The 18,285-nt window shown below is 39.6% G+C and carries 12 protein-coding genes and 7 tRNA genes; 1 reads left to right on the plus strand and 18 read right to left on the minus strand.

Features of this window, described 5'->3' with window-relative positions; genetic code table 11:
- The 7 genes from rplW to rpsL all read right to left on the minus strand — a co-directional run bounded on the left by rplW (nucleotide 1) and on the right by rpsL (nucleotide 5,386).
- Nucleotides 1–285, minus strand: coding sequence for a 50S ribosomal protein L23 (gene rplW, locus FD46_RS09505; RefSeq protein WP_057896943.1), 285 nt, complete (start codon nucleotides 283–285; stop codon nucleotides 1–3).
- Nucleotides 285–908, minus strand: coding sequence for a 50S ribosomal protein L4 (gene rplD, locus FD46_RS09510; protein WP_057896944.1), 624 nt, complete (start codon nucleotides 906–908; stop codon nucleotides 285–287). The genes rplW and rplD overlap by 1 nt, the downstream gene beginning before the upstream one ends.
- Before the next feature lie 19 nt (nucleotides 909–927).
- Nucleotides 928–1,557 carry a 50S ribosomal protein L3 gene (gene rplC, locus FD46_RS09515; RefSeq protein ID WP_057896945.1) on the minus strand — a complete coding sequence of 210 codons (630 nt, stop codon included), beginning with the start codon at nucleotides 1,555–1,557 and terminating at the stop codon, nucleotides 928–930.
- A 38-nt stretch (nucleotides 1,558–1,595) separates the two neighbouring features.
- Entirely contained in the window at nucleotides 1,596–1,904 is a 309-nt protein-coding gene (gene rpsJ / locus FD46_RS09520) for a 30S ribosomal protein S10 (RefSeq protein WP_054756437.1), read from the minus strand.
- A 346-nt stretch (nucleotides 1,905–2,250) separates the two neighbouring features.
- Nucleotides 2,251–4,344, minus strand: a complete 2,094-nt coding sequence (fusA, locus tag FD46_RS09525) for an elongation factor G (protein ID WP_057896946.1) — start codon at nucleotides 4,342–4,344, stop codon at nucleotides 2,251–2,253.
- A gap of 128 nt (nucleotides 4,345–4,472) precedes the next feature.
- Nucleotides 4,473–4,943, minus strand: coding sequence for a 30S ribosomal protein S7 (gene rpsG / locus FD46_RS09530; protein ID WP_057896947.1), 471 nt, complete (start codon nucleotides 4,941–4,943; stop codon nucleotides 4,473–4,475).
- A gap of 29 nt (nucleotides 4,944–4,972) precedes the next feature.
- Nucleotides 4,973–5,386, minus strand: coding sequence for a 30S ribosomal protein S12 (rpsL, locus tag FD46_RS09535; protein ID WP_057896948.1), 414 nt, complete (start codon nucleotides 5,384–5,386; stop codon nucleotides 4,973–4,975).
- A gap of 286 nt (nucleotides 5,387–5,672) precedes the next feature.
- On the opposite strand from rpsL, the gene FD46_RS10765 reads away from it, so the two are divergent.
- Nucleotides 5,673–6,119, plus strand: a complete 447-nt coding sequence (locus FD46_RS10765; RefSeq protein WP_420805352.1) for a prepilin peptidase — start codon at nucleotides 5,673–5,675, stop codon at nucleotides 6,117–6,119.
- A gap of 373 nt (nucleotides 6,120–6,492) precedes the next feature.
- Here the strand turns inward: FD46_RS10765 and rpoC are convergent, their stop codons facing one another.
- The 11 genes from rpoC to FD46_RS09600 all read right to left on the minus strand — a co-directional run bounded on the left by rpoC (nucleotide 6,493) and on the right by FD46_RS09600 (nucleotide 18,218).
- A complete protein-coding gene (gene rpoC / locus FD46_RS09550; protein ID WP_057896951.1) occupies nucleotides 6,493–10,158 on the minus strand; it encodes a DNA-directed RNA polymerase subunit beta' in 3,666 nt (1,221 codons plus the stop codon).
- 63 nt (nucleotides 10,159–10,221) lie between these two features.
- Nucleotides 10,222–13,821 carry a DNA-directed RNA polymerase subunit beta gene (gene rpoB, locus FD46_RS09555; protein ID WP_157047113.1) on the minus strand — a complete coding sequence of 1,200 codons (3,600 nt, stop codon included), beginning with the start codon at nucleotides 13,819–13,821 and terminating at the stop codon, nucleotides 10,222–10,224.
- A 509-nt stretch (nucleotides 13,822–14,330) separates the two neighbouring features.
- Nucleotides 14,331–16,811, minus strand: a complete 2,481-nt coding sequence (locus tag FD46_RS09560) for an ATP-dependent Clp protease ATP-binding subunit (RefSeq protein ID WP_057896953.1) — start codon at nucleotides 16,809–16,811, stop codon at nucleotides 14,331–14,333.
- A gap of 17 nt (nucleotides 16,812–16,828) precedes the next feature.
- Nucleotides 16,829–17,296: a CtsR family transcriptional regulator gene (locus FD46_RS09565; protein WP_057896954.1), complete on the minus strand. Its 468-nt coding sequence runs from the start codon at nucleotides 17,294–17,296 to the stop codon at nucleotides 16,829–16,831.
- 271 nt (nucleotides 17,297–17,567) lie between these two features.
- Nucleotides 17,568–17,641: transfer RNA gene (locus FD46_RS09570), tRNA-Pro, on the minus strand.
- A 35-nt stretch (nucleotides 17,642–17,676) separates the two neighbouring features.
- Nucleotides 17,677–17,750: transfer RNA gene (locus FD46_RS09575), tRNA-Pro, on the minus strand.
- 14 nt (nucleotides 17,751–17,764) lie between these two features.
- Nucleotides 17,765–17,838 (minus strand) — tRNA-Arg (locus tag FD46_RS09580).
- A gap of 23 nt (nucleotides 17,839–17,861) precedes the next feature.
- Nucleotides 17,862–17,947 (minus strand) — tRNA-Leu (locus FD46_RS09585).
- Between the two features lie 24 nt (nucleotides 17,948–17,971).
- Nucleotides 17,972–18,043 (minus strand) — tRNA-Gly (locus FD46_RS09590).
- A gap of 7 nt (nucleotides 18,044–18,050) precedes the next feature.
- Nucleotides 18,051–18,126, minus strand: a tRNA-Thr gene (locus tag FD46_RS09595).
- A gap of 7 nt (nucleotides 18,127–18,133) precedes the next feature.
- Nucleotides 18,134–18,218: transfer RNA gene (locus FD46_RS09600), tRNA-Leu, on the minus strand.
- Nucleotides 18,219–18,285 lie beyond the last annotated feature (67 nt).

The following is an 18,285-nucleotide window of genomic DNA, read 5'->3' on the forward strand; positions in this document are numbered from 1 at the left end:
TTATTTTTCGAACAATTTAATTTCTTTTGAATCGGTACTCAAAGTTACGATTGCTTTACGGCGCTTTTTGGTATAGCCGGCATAGCGACCCATACGCTTCAATTTACCTTTAACATTCATAATGTTAACTTTAACGACCTTAACAGAAAAAATTTCTTCAACAGCCTTTTTAACCTGTGTCTTTGTAGCAGTAGTAGCCACATCAAAGGTATAACGCTTTGAATCCATTTCATCCGTTGAAGCTTCAGTAATAACTGGCTTTAAAATCACATTGCGAGCTTCCATTATGCAAGAGCCTCCTCTACCTGAGAAAGAGCTTCTTGAGTCAAGACTAACTTATCATTATTAATTACATCCAGTACATTTACACCTTTTGCATTAATGACCGTAACATTTTTTAAATTACGAGCTGAAAGTTCAGCTAAGTCGTTACCTTCTTCAAGAACTACTAATACTTTTGTTTTAACATCCAAGCTATTCAAAACTTCAGCAAAAGTTTTTGTTTTCGGTTGTTCAAATGCTAATTTGTCAACAACCACCAAACTTTCATCCAGTACTTTTTGAGAAAGCACTGACTTAATCGCTAAACGACGAACTTTCTTAGGAAGTTTATAACTATATGAACGTGGTGTTGGTCCAAAGACTGTTCCACCACCAACCCACTGTGGTGAACGAATAGAACCTTGACGTGCACGTCCTGTTCCCTTTTGGCGCCATGGCTTCTTCCCACCACCTGAAACAGCACTTCTATTCTTAACAGCATGTGTTCCTTGACGACGAGATGCACGTTGCATAACAACAGCATCAAAAACAACATTGTTATTTGGTTCGATTCCAAAAATGTTTTCATTCAGAGAAACCTCGCCATTTTGACTGCCATCTTGCTTGAATAATGTAACTTTTGGCATTTAAAATTCCTCCTTCCTTTTATTTTTCTTTTACGTTTCCTGTAATCGTTACTAATGATTTGTTTGCACCTGGTACGTTACCCTTGATCAACAGAACTTTGTTTTCGGTATCTGCTTTAACGATCTCCAAGTTTTTAATTGTGACACGTTTTCCACCCATACGACCTGGAAGAAGCTTGCCCTTGAAAACACGGTTGATAATAACACCCATTGAACCAGGACGGCGATGGTAACGAGAACCGTGAGCCATTGGTCCACGTGATTGTCCCCAACGCTTGATGTTTCCTTGGAAGCCATGACCCTTTGATGTACCTGTAACACTAACGATGTCACCGACTTCAAAGATATCAGCCTTAACTTCATCTCCGACTTTGTAATCTCCAAGTGCTACATCGCTAATCTCACGAATGAAGCGCTTAGGAGCAGTTTTTGCTTTTGCTGCATGACCCTTAGCAGGTTTGTTAGACAAAACTTCTCGTAAATCATCAAAGCCCAACTGGATTGCTTCGTAGCCGTCATTTTCAACAGTTTTAACTTGCAATACCACATTTTCTCCAACTTCAACAACTGTTACGGGAACTAATTCACCGTTTTCAGTGAAAACTTGTGTCATACCTACTTTTTTCCCTAAGATTCCTTTTGTGGTCATGAGTACACCTCCATTTAAATTATTTTTTTGACTTGTAATTATAATTTGATTTCAATATCCACACCACTTGGAAGATCGAGTTTCATCAATGAATCAACAGTCTTCGGTGTTGGATTTACAATATCAATCAAACGTTTATGTGTCCGCATTTCGAATTGTTCACGAGAATCCTTGTACTTATGCGGCGAGCGGATAACTGTATATAAAGTACGTTCTGTCGGTAATGGAATAGGACCCGCGATTGCTGCACCAGTTCTTTTTGCTGTCTCAACGATTTTATCAGCTGACTGATCTAAAATGCGATGCTCGTATGCCTTTAAGCGAATACGAATCTTTTGTTTTGCCATTGTGTTCCCTCCTTCGTCTATTTTAAAAACAAGACTAGCTCCGTCAAAATTCCCAACTCACCCCATGGCAAAGCTCCCGGGTGTGTCGCAACCTTCAACATCACAGCTCAGCATTCTTTTTTTGCACATACTCATCCCTTTGACAAGTACCCTACCATGATAACTTTTTTCAATGTGTAAAGCAAGCTTTTTTTGTCTTTTCTTTCTTCTTTTATATCAACAGCCTTTACTCTTCAAAAGGTAATAAAAAAACCGTACCAAAAACTAATTTGGTATGGCTTTTTAAGAAGTTCTCAAAAATATCAATCATTAACGAAAATACCTTTTAACTTAAACTGTTGAAAAACTATTCAGCAGTACCACCATTCTTTTTAATAATTTCTTCTTGAATTGATTTTGGTACTGGTTCGTAATGATCCATCGTCATTGTAAAGGTACCACGACCCTGTGTTGATGAACGAAGAACTGTAGCATAGCCAAACATTTCTGCCAATGGTACAAAAGCCTTAACAACTTGAGCATTGCCATGAGCTTCCATTCCTTCAACACGTCCACGACGAGCTGTTACATGACCCATAACGTCCCCAAGATAATCCTCAGGTGTTACAATTTCAACACGCATAATCGGTTCAAGAATCACTGCACCAGCCTTTTTAGCGGCATTACGCAATGCCAAAGAAGCAGCAACTTTAAAGGCAGCCTCACTGGAATCGACATCATGGTAGCTACCATCATATAGCTTAGCTTTAACATCAATCAAAGGATATCCTGCAAGAACACCATTCTTCATTGATTCTTTCAATCCTTGTTCAACTGATGGGATGTATTCACGCGGAACTACACCACCGACAATGGCATTTTCAAATTCGAATCCCTTGCCTTCTTCATTAGGTGTAAATTCTACCCAAACATCACCATATTGTCCTTTACCACCAGACTGACGAACAAATTTACCTTGGCTAGAAACTTGTTTAGTAAATGTTTCACGATATGCAACTTGCGGTTCACCAACTTTAGCAGCAACCTTAAATTCACGCCTCATACGATCAACAATGATATCCAAATGCAACTCGCCCATTCCAGAAATCAAAGTTTCACCAGTTTCTGGGTTTGTTTCAGCCTTAAAAGTAGGATCCTCTTCAGCAAGCTTTTGCAAAGCAATATCCATCTTGTCTTGGTCGGCCTTAGTATCAGGCTCAATTGAAACTTGGATAACTGGATCTGGAAACTCCATAGATTCAAGGATCAAAGGATGCTTAACATCTGTTAGGGAATCTCCAGTAGTTGTATCCTTCAAGCCGATTGCAGCTGCAATATCTCCAGAAAATACTTCGGGAATCTCTTTACGATGGTTAGAATGCATTTGCAACAAACGACCAACACGTTCTCGTTTATCTTTTGTTGCATTAAGTACATAAGAACCAGCTTCTAGTGTTCCGGTATAAACACGCAGATATGTTAATCGGCCGACAAATGGATCGGTTGCAATCTTAAACGCCAAACCGGCAAACGGCTTGTCATCACCAGCAACTAATTCTACTTCTTCATCGCTATCAGGATCAGTAGCTTTATATGGTTTAACATCCAAAGGTGATGGTAAATAATCATTAACTGCATCAAGCATCATCTGAACGCCCTTATTCTTAAATGCAGAACCTGCAAGAACAGGGAAAAGTTCCAAGTTTAAAGTTGCTTTACGAATTGCAGCCTTAATTTCATCATTTGAAATTTTTTCGCCTTCAAGATATTTTTCCATGATGCCATCATCAACGTCAGCAATTGCTTCGATCATTGCTTCACGGCGTTTTTGTGCTTCTTCCTTGTATTCATCTGGGATGTCAACAGTATCCCATTTTGCGCCTAACTTGTCTTCATCATAGATATCGGCCTTCATTTCAAGCAGGTCAATGACACCTTCGAAGTTATCTTCTGCTCCGATTGGCATTTGAATTGCAACAGCATTAGCCTGCAGACGATCCTTGATAGTACCTACTGAATAATCAAAATTAGCTCCAATTTTATCCATCTTATTAACAAAAACAATTCTTGGAACTGCATAAGTAGTTGCTTGACGCCAAACATTTTCAGTTTGAGGTTCTACCCCTGATTGGGCATCAAGTACAACTACAGCACCATCGAGAACTCGCAAAGAACGTTCAACTTCAACAGTGAAGTCAACGTGTCCGGGAGTATCAATGATATTAATACGATGATCTTTCCATTGAGCAGTTGTTGCTGCAGATGTGATAGTAATTCCGCGTTCCTGCTCTTGTGCCATCCAGTCCATTTGTGAAGCACCTTCATGGGTTTCACCAATTTTGTGGATTTTACCAGTATAGTATAAGATACGCTCCGTCGTCGTTGTCTTTCCAGCATCAATGTGGGCAACAATTCCAATGTTACGTGTCCTTTCTAATGGAAATTCACGTTTATTAGCCATTTGAGAGTTTTCTCCTTCCAAATCTACTTCAAATTATGTGAGCGTGTATTTAGTTTCCTTAAAAAAATGACTATTATAGGATTTCCTGTGGATTTCCCGAAATCATATAATAGCCATTTTCTAAAAAATTACCAGCGATAATGTGCAAATGCACGGTTAGCGTCTGCCATTTTATGTGTGTCTTCACGTTTCTTAACAGATGCACCAGTATTATTGGCAGCATCAATAATTTCCTTTGCCAAACGCTCAGCCATTGTATGTTCTCCACGTAGGCGTGAGTAGTTAACCAGCCATCTTAAAGCCAAAGTTGAACGACGTTCAGGACGCACTTCAATTGGAACCTGGTAGTTTGATCCACCGACACGACGAGCCTTAACTTCAAGAACAGGCATAACATTTTTCATTGCCTCTTCGAAAACATCTAAAGGCTCATTACCTGTTTGTTCCTTAACTTGATCAAATGCTGCATATAAAATTTTTGAAGCAGTTCCCCGTTTTCCATCAACCATCAAACGATTGATTAAGCGTGTTACCAATTTAGACTTGTAAATTGGATCTGGGAGTACTTCACGTTTTGAAATAGCACCTTTTCTTGGCATCTATATAACCTCCTTAAACCAATCCAAATTTATTTCTTAGGTCTCTTAGTACCATACTTAGAACGTCCTTGTCTACGATCTGTAACACCAGCCGTATCCAAAGCACCACGTACAATATGGTAACGAACACCAGGAAGGTCCTTTACACGGCCTCCACGAATTAAAACGACACTATGTTCTTGCAAGTTATGACCGATTCCAGGAATATATGCAGTAACCTCGATCAAGTTTGATAAACGAACACGTGCATACTTACGTAAAGCAGAGTTTGGTTTCTTTGGTGTCATAGTACCGACACGAGTAGCTACTCCACGTTTTTGCGGTGCAGGATTATTTGTTTGTACTTTTTTATAACTGTTATATCCGAAGTTTAAAGCTGGGGAATCAGATTTTGAACCTTTAGACTTACGCCCTTTACGAATTAATTGATTAATTGTTGGCATCTAAAGCTTCCTCCTTTCTTAATTTACCTTTTTAAGTACACACATCCAGGCGAGCCTTTTTTTTACAAAAAAATAGGCAAAACCGGATGTTTGCAATTGTATGCTAACGCAACACAGTCAGCATGTCCCACAAATTGGAAGAACTGTCTACATAAAGCACCTTTTACAGATTACCACGACCAACCTGCACTGTCAACAAACTAAAGGAAACAAAAAATTGTTTTGCGTACCTTATTCACAGGGAGGTCTTAAAATGACTATAATTTTACTAACCGTTTTTCTTTTCATGAGTGGAGCTGCTGTCAGTTCATTTTGCGTTTGTTGCGGTTGGAGATTTGCCAATTCATATTCGCTTCTTGTTCCTCGTTCTTTTTGCGAAAGCTGTCACAAACAGCTTAATTGCTATCAGCTCATCCCGCTTATAGGATTTTTGATTCAAAAAGGCCGTTGCTTTTTTTGCGGTGTTCAGATTTCTTTTGTCAGCCCGATTGTTGAAACTTTATTTGGGTTTTACGCAATTATAATTTTTTTCCAAAGCTCCCCTTTAACCTTTTTGTTTATTTTTTTGGTATCGAGTTGGTCTCTCCTGCTAAGCATGCAAGATTTTTATAGCCATACTGTTTCCGGCAGACTGTTACTTGGCGGCTCCTTCTTTTTTCTCATTTTTCCCATATGGAGCCCTCCTTTTGTGAAGACAGATCTGGCAAAAGAATGGCCTTTTTTTTATTTATGACTGTCCTCTTACTTTTTTTAGTAATCTTTAAAAAACTTGGCTGCGGTGATCTCTACTATTTTTTATTCATCATGTTTGGATTCGGATTAACTGCAACACTTTTTATTTGTTTAGTAGCGTCATTAAGTGCCTTTATTCTAAACTTCTCCTCATTGAAAAAAGAAATTCCCTTTATTCCATATCTTTCAAGCGGATTATTTCTCTTTTTTATAGCACAGCAAAATTTTTCTTTTCAATTCTCGTAAAATAAACTAACTGGGTTGTTACCATTTACAAAATAAAAAGTCGGTGACAAGAGTATTATTCTTGTCACCGACTTTTTATTTTTGCTTTAAAAGTTAATATAGAACCTCAAATAGATATTCGCTTAAAATTACTTGTTCGTGTCTTGAGGCTGTTCACTTTCTTCAGCTTTCATTTTCTTTTCCAGATCAGAAATAGAGTAAACATTCTCAGAAACTGCCCCTACTTCTTTAGGCTTAATCTTGCGGTAAACAGGCATCCCTGTCCCCGCAGGAATAATTTTACCAATAATAACATTTTCTTTCAGTCCAACCAGTGGATCATTTTTTCCACGAATAGCAGCGTCTGTTAAGACACGTGTTGTTTCTTGGAATGAAGCGGCTGATAAGAAACTATTGGTTTCAAGAGAAGCTTTGGTAATTCCAAGTAATACCGGCCGAGAAGTTGCTGGAATACCACCCTTAATCAAAGTGTCATAGTTTCGTTTCTTAAAGTCAATAATATCCATTAAAGTCCCTGGAAGAAGATTTGTGTCCCCTGGATCCATAATACGAACTTTTCTAAGCATTTGACGTGCCATAACCTCAATATGCTTATCAGAAATTTCAACACCTTGCATACGATAAACTTTTTGTACTTCACGCAAAATGTAATTTTCAGTTGAAAGCACATCCCGGACTTGAATAAGTTGTTTAGGATCTACTGAGCCTACTGTCAGTGGATTACCGCGATGAATCTTATCACCTTCACTGACCTTTAACACAGATGTAAACGGCAAACTGTAAGTCCTTGTATCGGTTTCACCTTTAACCGTTACTTCTTTAGTACGCTCTGCAGGGTTTTCTTCAATCGACTCAACTATTCCAGTTACTTCCGAAATCTCAGCGCGCCCCTTAGGGTTACGAGCTTCAAAAATTTCTTGGACACGCGGAAGACCTTGAGTGATATCATCTCCAGCTACACCACCAGTATGGAAAGTACGCATCGTCAACTGTGTACCTGGTTCACCAATTGACTGTGCAGCAACTGTTCCCACTGCTTCACCAACTTCAACTTCATCACCCGTTGCCATGTTGCGTCCATAACAATGCTCACAGACCCCATGACGTGTGTTGCATGTGAAGGCTGAACGAATAGTAACTTTTTCAACTCCGGCATCAACAATCTTTTGTGCAAGGCCTTCTTCAACTAAAGTATTAGCCGGAACCAGCACTTCACCTGTTTGCGGATCTTTAACAGCCTTCATAGTATAGCGGCCTAAAATGCGATCATAGAGCGGCTCTACTAATTCGTTACCTTCGCGGATTGCTGTAACGTCTAACCCACGATCAGTCCCACAATCTTTTTCACGAATGATTACATCTTGGGCAACATCAACCAAACGACGCGTCAAGTAGCCAGAGTCAGCAGTTTTAAGCGCTGTATCAGTCATCCCTTTACGAGCACCATGAGTAGAAATAAACATTTCCATCACAGAAAGACCCTCACGGAAGTTAGCAATGATCGGCAGTTCCATTGTTTTACCATTAGGCGCAGCCATTAAACCACGCATCCCGGCAAGTTGAGTAAAGTTTGAAATGTTACCACGCGCTCCGGAGTCCGACATCATCTGGATTGGATTACGTGGGTTCATGTTTTGCACAAGCTTTTCTTGAATTTTATCTTTAGCATTATTCCAAATAGCTATAACGCGTTCGTAACGTTCATCTTCAGTAATCAGGCCACGTCTGAATTGCTTTGCAACGTTATCAACTTCTTTATGTGCGTTTTCGATAATTTCCGGTTTTTCTTTCAAGTCTGTAACATCAGCAATTCCAACTGTTAAGCCAGACTTTGTTGATTCGTAATATCCTAAGTCCTTAAGACGATCAAGCAGTTTAGAAGTTTCTGTAACTTTGAACTTCTTATATACTTCCGCAATAATATCACTCAAAAAGCCAGCCTTGAACGGGGAAACAAGCTCTTGCTTTGCAAGAAATTGATGGATGTCAACACCAGGATCAATGAAGTATTTATCTGGTATTTTATCTGTCAGGTTTTCAGCTGTCGGTTCATTCAGATAAGAAAAATCAAGCGGCAAAATCTCATTAAAGAGCGCCTTACCAACGGTCGTTACCATAATACGCTCTTTTTGCCAATCAGTGAACGGTTTGCCATCATCAGCCAATGACGAAGTCTGCAGACCAATACGGGTATGCAACTGAACATAATTATTCAAGAATGCTGCTCTAATCTCATTAACATCCTTAAAAATCATCCCCTCGCCTTCACAATTTTCTTCTTCAACAGTCATGTAATAATTACCGATAACCATATCTTGAGAAGGAGTAACAATCGGCTTACCATCTTTCGGAGCCAAAATATGATGGGCAGCAAGCATAAGCAGCCGTGCTTCAGCTTGAGCTTCGTCAGAAAGCGGCACATGGATAGCCATTTGATCACCATCAAAATCGGCATTATAAGCTTCGCATGCCAAAGGATGAAGCCTCATCGCTTTACCATTTACTAAAGTAGGCTCAAAAGCCTGGATTCCTAATCTATGAAGCGTAGGTGCACGATTTAAAAGAACCGGATGTTCCTTAATAACGTCTTCAAGTACATCCCAAATATCTTCATCTCGCCGGTCGATTTTACGTTTTGCATTCTTAATATTAGAAGCCATTTCACGTTTAACGAGTTCTTTCATCATAAATGGTTTGAAAAGTTCCAAAGCCATTTCATGAGGAATACCCATTTGGTTCATCTTCAACTTAGGACCAACATCAATAACAGAACGACCAGAATAGTCAACACGTTTACCAAGTAAATTTTGACGGAAACGTCCCTGTTTACCTTTCAACATATGTGAAAGTGACTTCAACGGACGATTTCCTGGACCTGTGACAGGGCGTCCACGACGACCATTATCAATCAAAGCATCCACTGCTTCTTGCAGCATTCTTTTTTCATTTTGGACAATGATCCCAGGCGCATTCAAATCAAGCAATCTCTTTAAGCGATTATTACGGTTGATTACACGACGATACAGATCATTTAAATCAGAAGTAGCAAAGCGTCCGCCTTCAAGCTGTACCATTGGACGTAAGTCAGGCGGAATAACGGGAATCGCATCCATTACCATCCAAGCAGGTTCATTTCCAGATTGTAAGAATGCTTCTAGAATATCAAGTCTGCGCACAGCACGGGTTCTCTTTTGTCCTGTAGCTTCTTTTAATTCTTCTTTTAATTCTGCACATTCTTTTTCAAGTTCTACATCATGCAACAAGGTCCGAATTGCTTCGGCGCCCATTCCTGCTTTGAATTCTTGACCATATTGTTCTCGTTTTTCACGATATTCACGTTCAGTCAGCAATTGCTTTTTTTCAAGCGGCGTATTCCCTGGTTCAGTAACCACATATGACGCAAAATAAATTACTTCTTCCAGAGCCCGAGGGCTCATGTCAAGCACTAAGCCCATTCTGCTGGGAATTCCCTTAAAATACCAAATATGTGTGACAGGAGCTGCTAATTCGATATGGCCCATGCGTTCACGACGCACTTTAGAGCGTGTTACTTCAACACCACAACGGTCACAAACAATTCCTTTATAGCGAATCCGTTTATATTTTCCGCAAGCACATTCCCAGTCTTTGGTAGGTCCAAATATTCTTTCATCAAACAAACCGTCTTTTTCCGGTTTAAGCGTACGGTAGTTTATTGTTTCCGGTTTTTTTACTTCTCCGTATGACCAACTGCGGATCTTATCAGAAGAAGCTAAACCGATCTGCATACTGTCGAATTTATTGACATCGATCAAAAGACCGACCTCCCTTTCATATAGTTGATTTCAGTTCGAAAAGGTTTTACAAGTTAAAAACGTTTAATTTTCCGTCTTAGACTCAGTTTTACCTGCGCCCCCAACTACATCATCTTGCGCTTTCTTTTCGGCCTGTTCTTTAGCAAGCTTGCTTAAGGCATCGACGTTAACAACTTCATCGTCTTCATCATCCATATCACGCAGCTCGATCTCATTTTTATCAGTATCAAGGACCTTCATGTCTAAGCCTAGTGATTGCATTTCTTTCACAAGAACACGGAAGGATTCAGGTACTCCTGGTTTTGGAATTGGTTCGCCTTTGACGATTGCTTCATAAGTTTTAACACGGCCAACTACATCATCTGACTTATAAGTCAAGATTTCCTGCAGTGTGTAAGCAGCCCCATAAGCTTCAAGAGCCCAAACTTCCATTTCACCAAACCGCTGTCCCCCAAATTGAGCTTTCCCACCAAGGGGTTGCTGAGTTACCAGTGAATACGGTCCGATTGAACGAGCATGAATCTTGTCATCAACCATATGTGCAAGTTTCATATAATACATAACTCCGACAGCAATGCGATTATCAAATGGTTCACCTGTACGGCCGTCGTAAAGAAGCGTCTTGCCATCACTAGCCATACCGGCTTCTTTGACCGCTGCCCAGATATCACTATCACGAGCTCCATCAAAAACGGGTGAAGCAACATGAATGCCAAGTTTACGAGCAGCCATTCCCAAGTGAAGTTCAAGTACTTGACCGATATTCATACGAGAAGGTACACCCATTGGACTAAGCATGATATCAATAGGAGTTCCATCCGGCATAAACGGCATATCTTCTTCAGGAATGACAATTGAAACCGTTCCTTTATTACCATGACGTCCAGCCATCTTGTCGCCAACTTGAATTTTACGTTTTTGTGCAATATAGACACGAACCATCATGTTTACACCTGGTGATAATTCATCTCCAGCTTCTCGAGTAAAGATCTTAACATCTTGCACAATTCCGCCGCCGCCATGAGGAACACGCAAAGAAGTATCACGAACTTCACGCGCTTTTTCACCAAAGATAGCATGCAACAAACGCTCTTCAGCAGATAACTCAGTAACACCTTTAGGAGTTACTTTTCCAACCAGAATATCGCCATCATGAACTTCAGCACCAATGCGAACAATTCCAAACTCATCTAAGTCCTTTAAAGCATCTTCTCCGACATTCGGAATTTCACGTGTCATTTCCTCAGGCCCTAGCTTAGTATCACGTGCTTCAGATTCATGTTCTTCAATATGAATAGAAGTATAAACGTCTTCTTTGACCAAACGTTCATTAATCGCGATTGCATCTTCAAAATTGTAACCATCCCAAGTCATGAAAGCAATCAACGGATTTTGTCCAAGTGCTAACTCTCCGCCTTCCATGGATGGTCCATCAGCAAGAATTTCATCAGCGTCTACATGATCACCTACTCTGACGATTGGCCTTTGATTGTAGTTTTTACCACCATTAGAACGACGAAATTTCATTAACTTATATTTATCTAATGAGCCGTCTTCTCGACGTACACGTATCTCACGTGCGTCAACATATTCAACTGTTCCAGGATACTTGCTGATCAAAGCAACTCCAGAATCATGCGCAGTTTTGTATTCAATTCCCGTACCAACAAGCGGAGCATGCGGGTCAACCAGAGGAACAGCCTGACGCTGCATGTTAGCACCCATCAAAGCACGGTTTGAGTCATCATTTTCCAAGAAAGGAATACATGCAGTCGCGACAGCAACTACCTGTTTAGGCGAAACGTCCATGTAATCGACTTTATCCACTGTGATTTCAATATTTTCACTCTTGCTACGCGCCATAACAACATTATCAACAAAAGACCCATCATCATTTAGAGGTGAGTTAGCCTGTGCAATAACATAATTATCTTCTTCATCAGCGGTCAAGTAATCAATTTTATTTGTTACCTTATGAGTCGTCCATGATACACGGCGATAAGGAGTTTCAATAAACCCATATTTATTAACTCTTGCATATGAAGAAAGACTGTTGATCAATCCAATGTTAGGCCCTTCAGGTGTCTCAATAGGACACATTCGTCCATAATGAGTGTAATGCACATCACGAACTTCATAGCCGGCACGATCACGTGTCAAGCCCCCTGGTCCTAAAGCAGAAAGGCGTCGTTTGTGTGTCAATTCACCCAACGGATTAGTCTGATCCATAAATTGTGAAAGCTGTGAACTGCCAAAGAATTCCTTGATTGAAGCTACAACAGGACGGATATTGATTAATTGTTGTGGAGTAACGGTCGAAGTATCTTGAATTGACATTCTTTCACGTACAACACGTTCCATTCGTGATAAACCGATTCTGAATTGATTCTGCAGCAATTCACCGACTGAACGAATCCGACGGTTCCCTAAATGGTCAATATCATCAACAGTCCCGATCCCTTCTTGTAAATTAAAGAAGTAATTCATTGATGCAATAATATCAGCAGGTAAAATATGCTTAAACTTAAGATCAATATTGCCATTACCAATCATATTAACTACTTTGTCCGGTTCCTTTTGAGAATATACCTTAATAATCTGCAAAGTCATCGGATCAGTAACTACACCCTCATCAGAAGGATGGAAAGTTACCGATTTAAAATCGGAGCGTTCCAAATATGGAGTAAGCTTCTCAATTACATGCTTATCTAAAACCGTGTCCTTCTTAGCAATAATCTCACCAGTGTCCGGATCAGCTAAAGTTTCAGCTAAAGTAAGGTTCAATAAGCGCGTTTTCAAGTTTAATTTCTTGTTTATCTTATAACGCCCAACCGGCGCAAGATCATAACGCTTTGGATCAAAAAAGCGTGCAGTTAATAAACTTCTTGAACTGTCAGCAGTCTTGGGTTCACCTGGACGCAAACGTTCATAAATGTCTTTTAAGGATTCAACAACTCGCGAATCATCAGCATTTTTATGAACATCTTTTTCCAAAGTCAGCATTAAGCTGTCGCTTTCGCCTAACATTTTAAGAATTTCATCATCTGAACTGTATCCAAGTGCACGAATTAATTCTGTTAAAGGAATTTTACGAGTACGATCGATACGGACATATGCAATGTTCTTTGAATCGGTCTCATATTCAAGCCAAGCACCTCTATTTGGAATTACAGTTGTACCATAATTTTCGCGGCCATTTTTATCCAGTTCAGAATTATAGTAGACCCCTGGAGACCGTACCAGCTGAGAAACAATAACACGTTCTGCTCCATTTATAATGAAAGTCCCTTGTTCAGTCATTAATGGGAAATCACCAAAGAAAACATCTTGCGATTTGATTTCACCTGTCTCATGGTTAACCAAATTTAAGGTTACATGAAGCGGCGCTGAATAGTTTGCATCATGCTGTCTTGCTTCTTCCACCGTATATTTAGGTTCAAGTAATTGATAATCAACAAATTCCAGTGACAAGTTACCAGCAAAGTCTTCAATTGGCATAATGTCTTCAAACATTTCGCGCAGACCTTCATCTAAGAACCATTTGTAGGAATCCGATTGAATCTCAATTAAGTTTGGTAAATCCAAAACTTCCTTGATCCGTGCGTAACTTCTACGGATACGGTGTTTACCGTATTTTACTAAATGTCCTGCCAAGTTGTTCACCTCTCAAAATTTTTCTGTGAATGTCAAAATATTACATTTTGATTACAAATCAAAATTTGTTCCAATTTTTGGCAAAAAAAAACCAAAAACAGCACTAACCACGACAGTGATAACGACTATTTTTGCTTCCTATAAAAGCAGCTATGGACAATATATCACAGCTGTCAAATATTTCACAGTTTTGCAGTTACTAATGATATCAAGGTTATAAAGTATTGTCAAGTGAGTTTAATTTTCTAAAAGGTACTTGTTTTTATTTATATATTGTAACTACATAAATATAAAAAATTGAAGGTTATCCACGAAAAATGAAAATGTGCCAATAGTCGTTAAGCTTTGGGCATTAACTGCGAATTACTAACTTAGTCTGAATTTAACTATAAGTAAGCAATTCGTACCTAAGCGTAAAAGACTGACCATTGGAACACGTTGATATGGAAACGCAAGAAAGTACAAAAAAGCTGAGCCAAAACATAAGTTTTGCCCCAGCTCCCTTTTTAATTTATTAATTACTTAGTTAACTGCTTGTTCTGATTTTCCTCAGAGTTATTCTCTTCGTCTTTTATTGAAATGTTAATCTTACCCTTGCTTGCACCGATTGTAACTTTGCTGCCGACTTTAACTTGGCCAGTAATCAACAACTCACTAAGTTTGTCTTCTACTTTGGTCTGTAACGCCCTGCGAATCGGTCTTGCACCGTACTCAGGATCAAACCCTTCTTTACCAACTACATCAAGTGCAGCAGGTGTAATCTTGACTTCCACTTTTTGCTCTCGGACACGATCCAAAAGATCCTTCGCCATTAATTTAACTATTCTATGCAATTCTTCCTTTTTAAGAGGATGGAAAATTACAGTTTCATCAATTCGGTTAAGAAATTCCGGTCTGAATGTTTTTTTAAGAATCTCGCGAATACGTTTAGACATTTCTTTAAAGTCATCTTGAGGAGATACACTCCCAAATCCAACTTCTTTTTCATCTCTGAGAGCTGTTGCCCCTAAATTAGATGTCATAATAATAATCGTATTTCTAAAATCAACATGTCTGCCCTTTGAATCTGACAGATAACCATCATCTAAAACCTGCAATAAGAGGTTAAAAACGTCCGGGTGAGCTTTTTCAATTTCGTCAAACAACACTACTGAATAAGGATGCTGCCTTACTTTTTCAGTCAGCTGGCCTCCTTCTTCATATCCAACGTAACCAGGAGGGGAACCTATCAGACGACTAGTTGCATATTTTTCCATATACTCGCTCATGTCGATTCTGATCATAGCATCGTCCGAGCCAAACATCGCTTCGGCCAAGGCTTTGGCTAACTCAGTCTTCCCAACACCAGTTGGTCCTAAGAAAATAAAAGAACCAACCGGTCTTTCGGGATCCTTTAATCCGCTGCGGGCTCTGCGAATTGCCCTTGAAACAGCAGAAACTGCTTCTCCTTGTCCAATTACTCTTTTATGAAGAACTTTCTCCAAATCAATCAGACGTTCAGATTCTTTTTTCTTCATCTGAGTCAGCGGTACTCCTGTCCACTCAGATGCTACTGCTGCCACATCTTCTCCGCTAACCTCAACATTGTACTTGCCACTATTCTTCGTAGCACTCTCTTTTATCTTGGTTAATTGTTTCTTGATTCTAAGTTCTTTCTTACGGATCGATGCTGCTTCTTCAAACTGCTCCGAGCCTAACGCCACAATCTTTTGTCCTTCCAACTCTTTAAGGACAGCTTCCTTACCCGCAATTTTCTTTGAATGCCCGACATTGTCTAAGCGTACACGTGCTGCAGCCTCATCCATCAAGTCAATTGCTTTGTCAGGAAGAAAGCGTTCTGAGATATAACGAACACTTAAACTAACAGCTTCTTCGAGTGCTTCATCCGTAATTTTCAGTCCATGGTGCTTTTCATAACTCGGCCGTAATCCCTTTAAAATTTCAAAAGTATCTTTTTCAGAAGGTTCTTCTACTAATATTTTGGCAAAGCGTCGTTCAAGAGCCGAGTCAGTTTCAATATACTTTTGAAATTCATCTAAAGTAGTTGCTCCAATAACTTGTACCTCACCGCGGGCAAGAGCAGGTTTCAAGATGTTAGATGCATCAATTGCACCCTCTGCTCCCCCTGCACCGATTAATGTGTGTAATTCATCAATGAATAATACTACATGGCCATCTGCATAAATTTCATCAATAATTTTTTTAACTCGATCTTCAAATTCACCGCGATACTTGGTTCCGGCAACCAAAGAACCCATATCGAGCATCATTACTCTCTTATTTTGTAATGACTCCGGAACATCACCTTTCACGATATACTCTGCAAGCCCTTCTGCAATGGCAGTCTTTCCTACCCCAGGTTCACCTAATAAAACTGGGTTATTCTTAGTGCGTCTGCTTAGGACCTGAATTAATCGTCTAACTTCTTTTTCACGGCCAATCACCGGATCAATTTTTTCTTTTCTTGCAAGAGCGGTCAGATCACGAGCTAATGAATTCAATGTTGGCGTCCCATTTGATTTCGTTACTTTTTTTTCAAATTTTTTCATTTGTGCCTCACTTAGTCCCAATTTGTGAACTATAGCTTGGTACATCCTTCTTGTATCAACATTCAAGCTCTGAAGAATTCTCGTTGATAAAATATCATTATTCTTCAATAAAGCAAGCAGCAGATGTTCTGTGCCGATTTTTGGAGAGTTGGTTCTCTTTGCTTCTTCTCCTGCAACTGCTAAAATTTCTTTAGCCCTTGGAGAATAGGGGAGGTACCCTTTACTGGTACGCTTCATTGTTCCATAACCCGCAAGTCGTTCAATTTCTTCGCGCACATCAGTTTCTGTTACTATGAATTGTTTTAACACTTTAGCTGCAATACCGTTTTCTTCAATGGTCAAGGCCAGCAGCAAGTGTTCAGTCCCAATTGCCTGGTGCCCGAAATACTTTGCCTGTTCCTGTGCTAAAACTAAAACCTGCTTAGCGCTAGGAGTAAATAAGTTATCCATAATTGTGCCCTCGCTTTCTAATCGTCATACCTCAGACGATTTAATACATTTACAAGAATACGCGCGCGCAAAGCATTTTCAAGTTTGGAGCTCTTAAATGCCAGTGTTTTTTTATCTAGCGATGCCAGAATAATATTTGCTTCCCTACGTGATAAAAATCCGTCTTGGAACAAACTTTGAATAATTTGAAATGCTTTATTCAGATCTATTTCATCGCCAATCAAATTAATCAAATCATCTAAAATAGTGGAATCCTCAGTTAAATTTACTTTTGCAATTCTGATATAACCACCACCTCCGCGTTTGCTCCTGACTATATATCCATTTTGGATCGTAAAACGTGTGTTAATAACATAATTAATCTGAGATGGCACACAATTAAAAAGTTGGGCAATTTCAGAACGTCTGATCTCAACCTGACGTGAATCAGCTAAGATGCTTTTCAGATATCTTTCGATAATATCTGAAATATTCTGATTTTGCATGCAATCATCTCCTTGAATTTGACTAATGTTGACTTTCATTATACGAAAAAAAAATGAAAATGCAAAGTTATTAATCTGAATTCACAAATTAATTGCTAAAGCCCTCCTTAAATACAGTTTATAAACCTTTTTTCAAAATTAGCAATGCCTGCCTAACAAATTTATCTTTTCTTAGAAAAATTATTTTTAGAAATCGTGCAAATTAAAAATCGAACAATAATTTTGTTTCAAACAAAATTACAGCTCGATTATTCAAAATAATTTATAAGAGTCGGGAAAACAAGATTCGAACTTGCGACCCCTACGTCCCGAACGTAGTGCTCTACCAAGCTGAGCTATTTCCCGAAAATAAAAATCAAATATTGAAATAATTAATGTGATCGGGAAGACAGGATTCGAACCTGCGACCCCCTGGTCCCAAACCAGGTGCTCTACCAAGCTGAGCTACTTCCCGATAAAATAAAAAAATGCACCCAGTAGGAGTCGAACCTACAACCTTCTGATTCGTAGTCAGACACTCTATCCAATTGCGCTATGGGTGCAAATATAAAATTATTATTCTCAATGCCGAGGACCGGAATCGAACCGGTACGGTAATCACTTACCGCAGGATTTTAAGTCCTGTGCGTCTGCCAGTTCCGCCACCCCGGCAAAAACAACAATCAAAAACAAACAAGCGGAAGACGGGATTCGAACCCGCGACCCCCACCATGGCAAGGTGATGTTCTACCACTGAACTACTTCCGCATAAAAATGGTGCCGACTAGACGATTCGAACGCCCGACCCTCTGATTACAAATCAGATGCTCTACCAACTGAGCTAAGTCGGCAAATAAATGGTGCGGGTGAAGGGATTTGAACCCCCATGTCTTTCGACGCTAGAACCTAAATCTAGTGCGTCTGCCAATTCCGCCACACCCGCAAAATTGACACATGAGTCGTGACAGGCTCGAACTGTCGACCCTCTGATTAAAAGTCAGATGCTCTAC

It is taken from the genome of Liquorilactobacillus oeni DSM 19972 (assembly GCF_001436275.1).
Taxonomy (GTDB): Bacteria; Bacillota; Bacilli; order Lactobacillales; family Lactobacillaceae; genus Liquorilactobacillus; species Liquorilactobacillus oeni.

Bases quoted from the DNA above. Each gene is read 5' to 3' on its own strand.
- rplW (WP_057896943.1), bottom strand. From the start codon at position 285: ATGGAAGCTCGCAATGTGATTTTAAAGCCAGTTATTACTGAAGCTTCA.
- rplD (WP_057896944.1), bottom strand. From the start codon at position 908: ATGCCAAAAGTTACATTATTCAAGCAAGATGGCAGTCAAAATGGCGAG.
- rplC (WP_057896945.1), bottom strand. From the start codon at position 1,557: ATGACCACAAAAGGAATCTTAGGGAAAAAAGTAGGTATGACACAAGTT.
- rpsJ (WP_054756437.1), bottom strand. From the start codon at position 1,904: ATGGCAAAACAAAAGATTCGTATTCGCTTAAAGGCATACGAGCATCGC.
- fusA (WP_057896946.1), bottom strand. From the start codon at position 4,344: ATGGCTAATAAACGTGAATTTCCATTAGAAAGGACACGTAACATTGGA.
- rpsG (WP_057896947.1), bottom strand. From the start codon at position 4,943: ATGCCAAGAAAAGGTGCTATTTCAAAACGTGAAGTACTCCCAGATCCA.
- rpsL (WP_057896948.1), bottom strand. From the start codon at position 5,386: ATGCCAACAATTAATCAATTAATTCGTAAAGGGCGTAAGTCTAAAGGT.
- FD46_RS10765 (WP_420805352.1), top strand. From the start codon at position 5,673: ATGAGTGGAGCTGCTGTCAGTTCATTTTGCGTTTGTTGCGGTTGGAGA.
- FD46_RS09560 (WP_057896953.1), bottom strand. From the start codon at position 16,811: ATGGATAACTTATTTACTCCTAGCGCTAAGCAGGTTTTAGTTTTAGCA.
- FD46_RS09565 (WP_057896954.1), bottom strand. From the start codon at position 17,296: ATGCAAAATCAGAATATTTCAGATATTATCGAAAGATATCTGAAAAGC.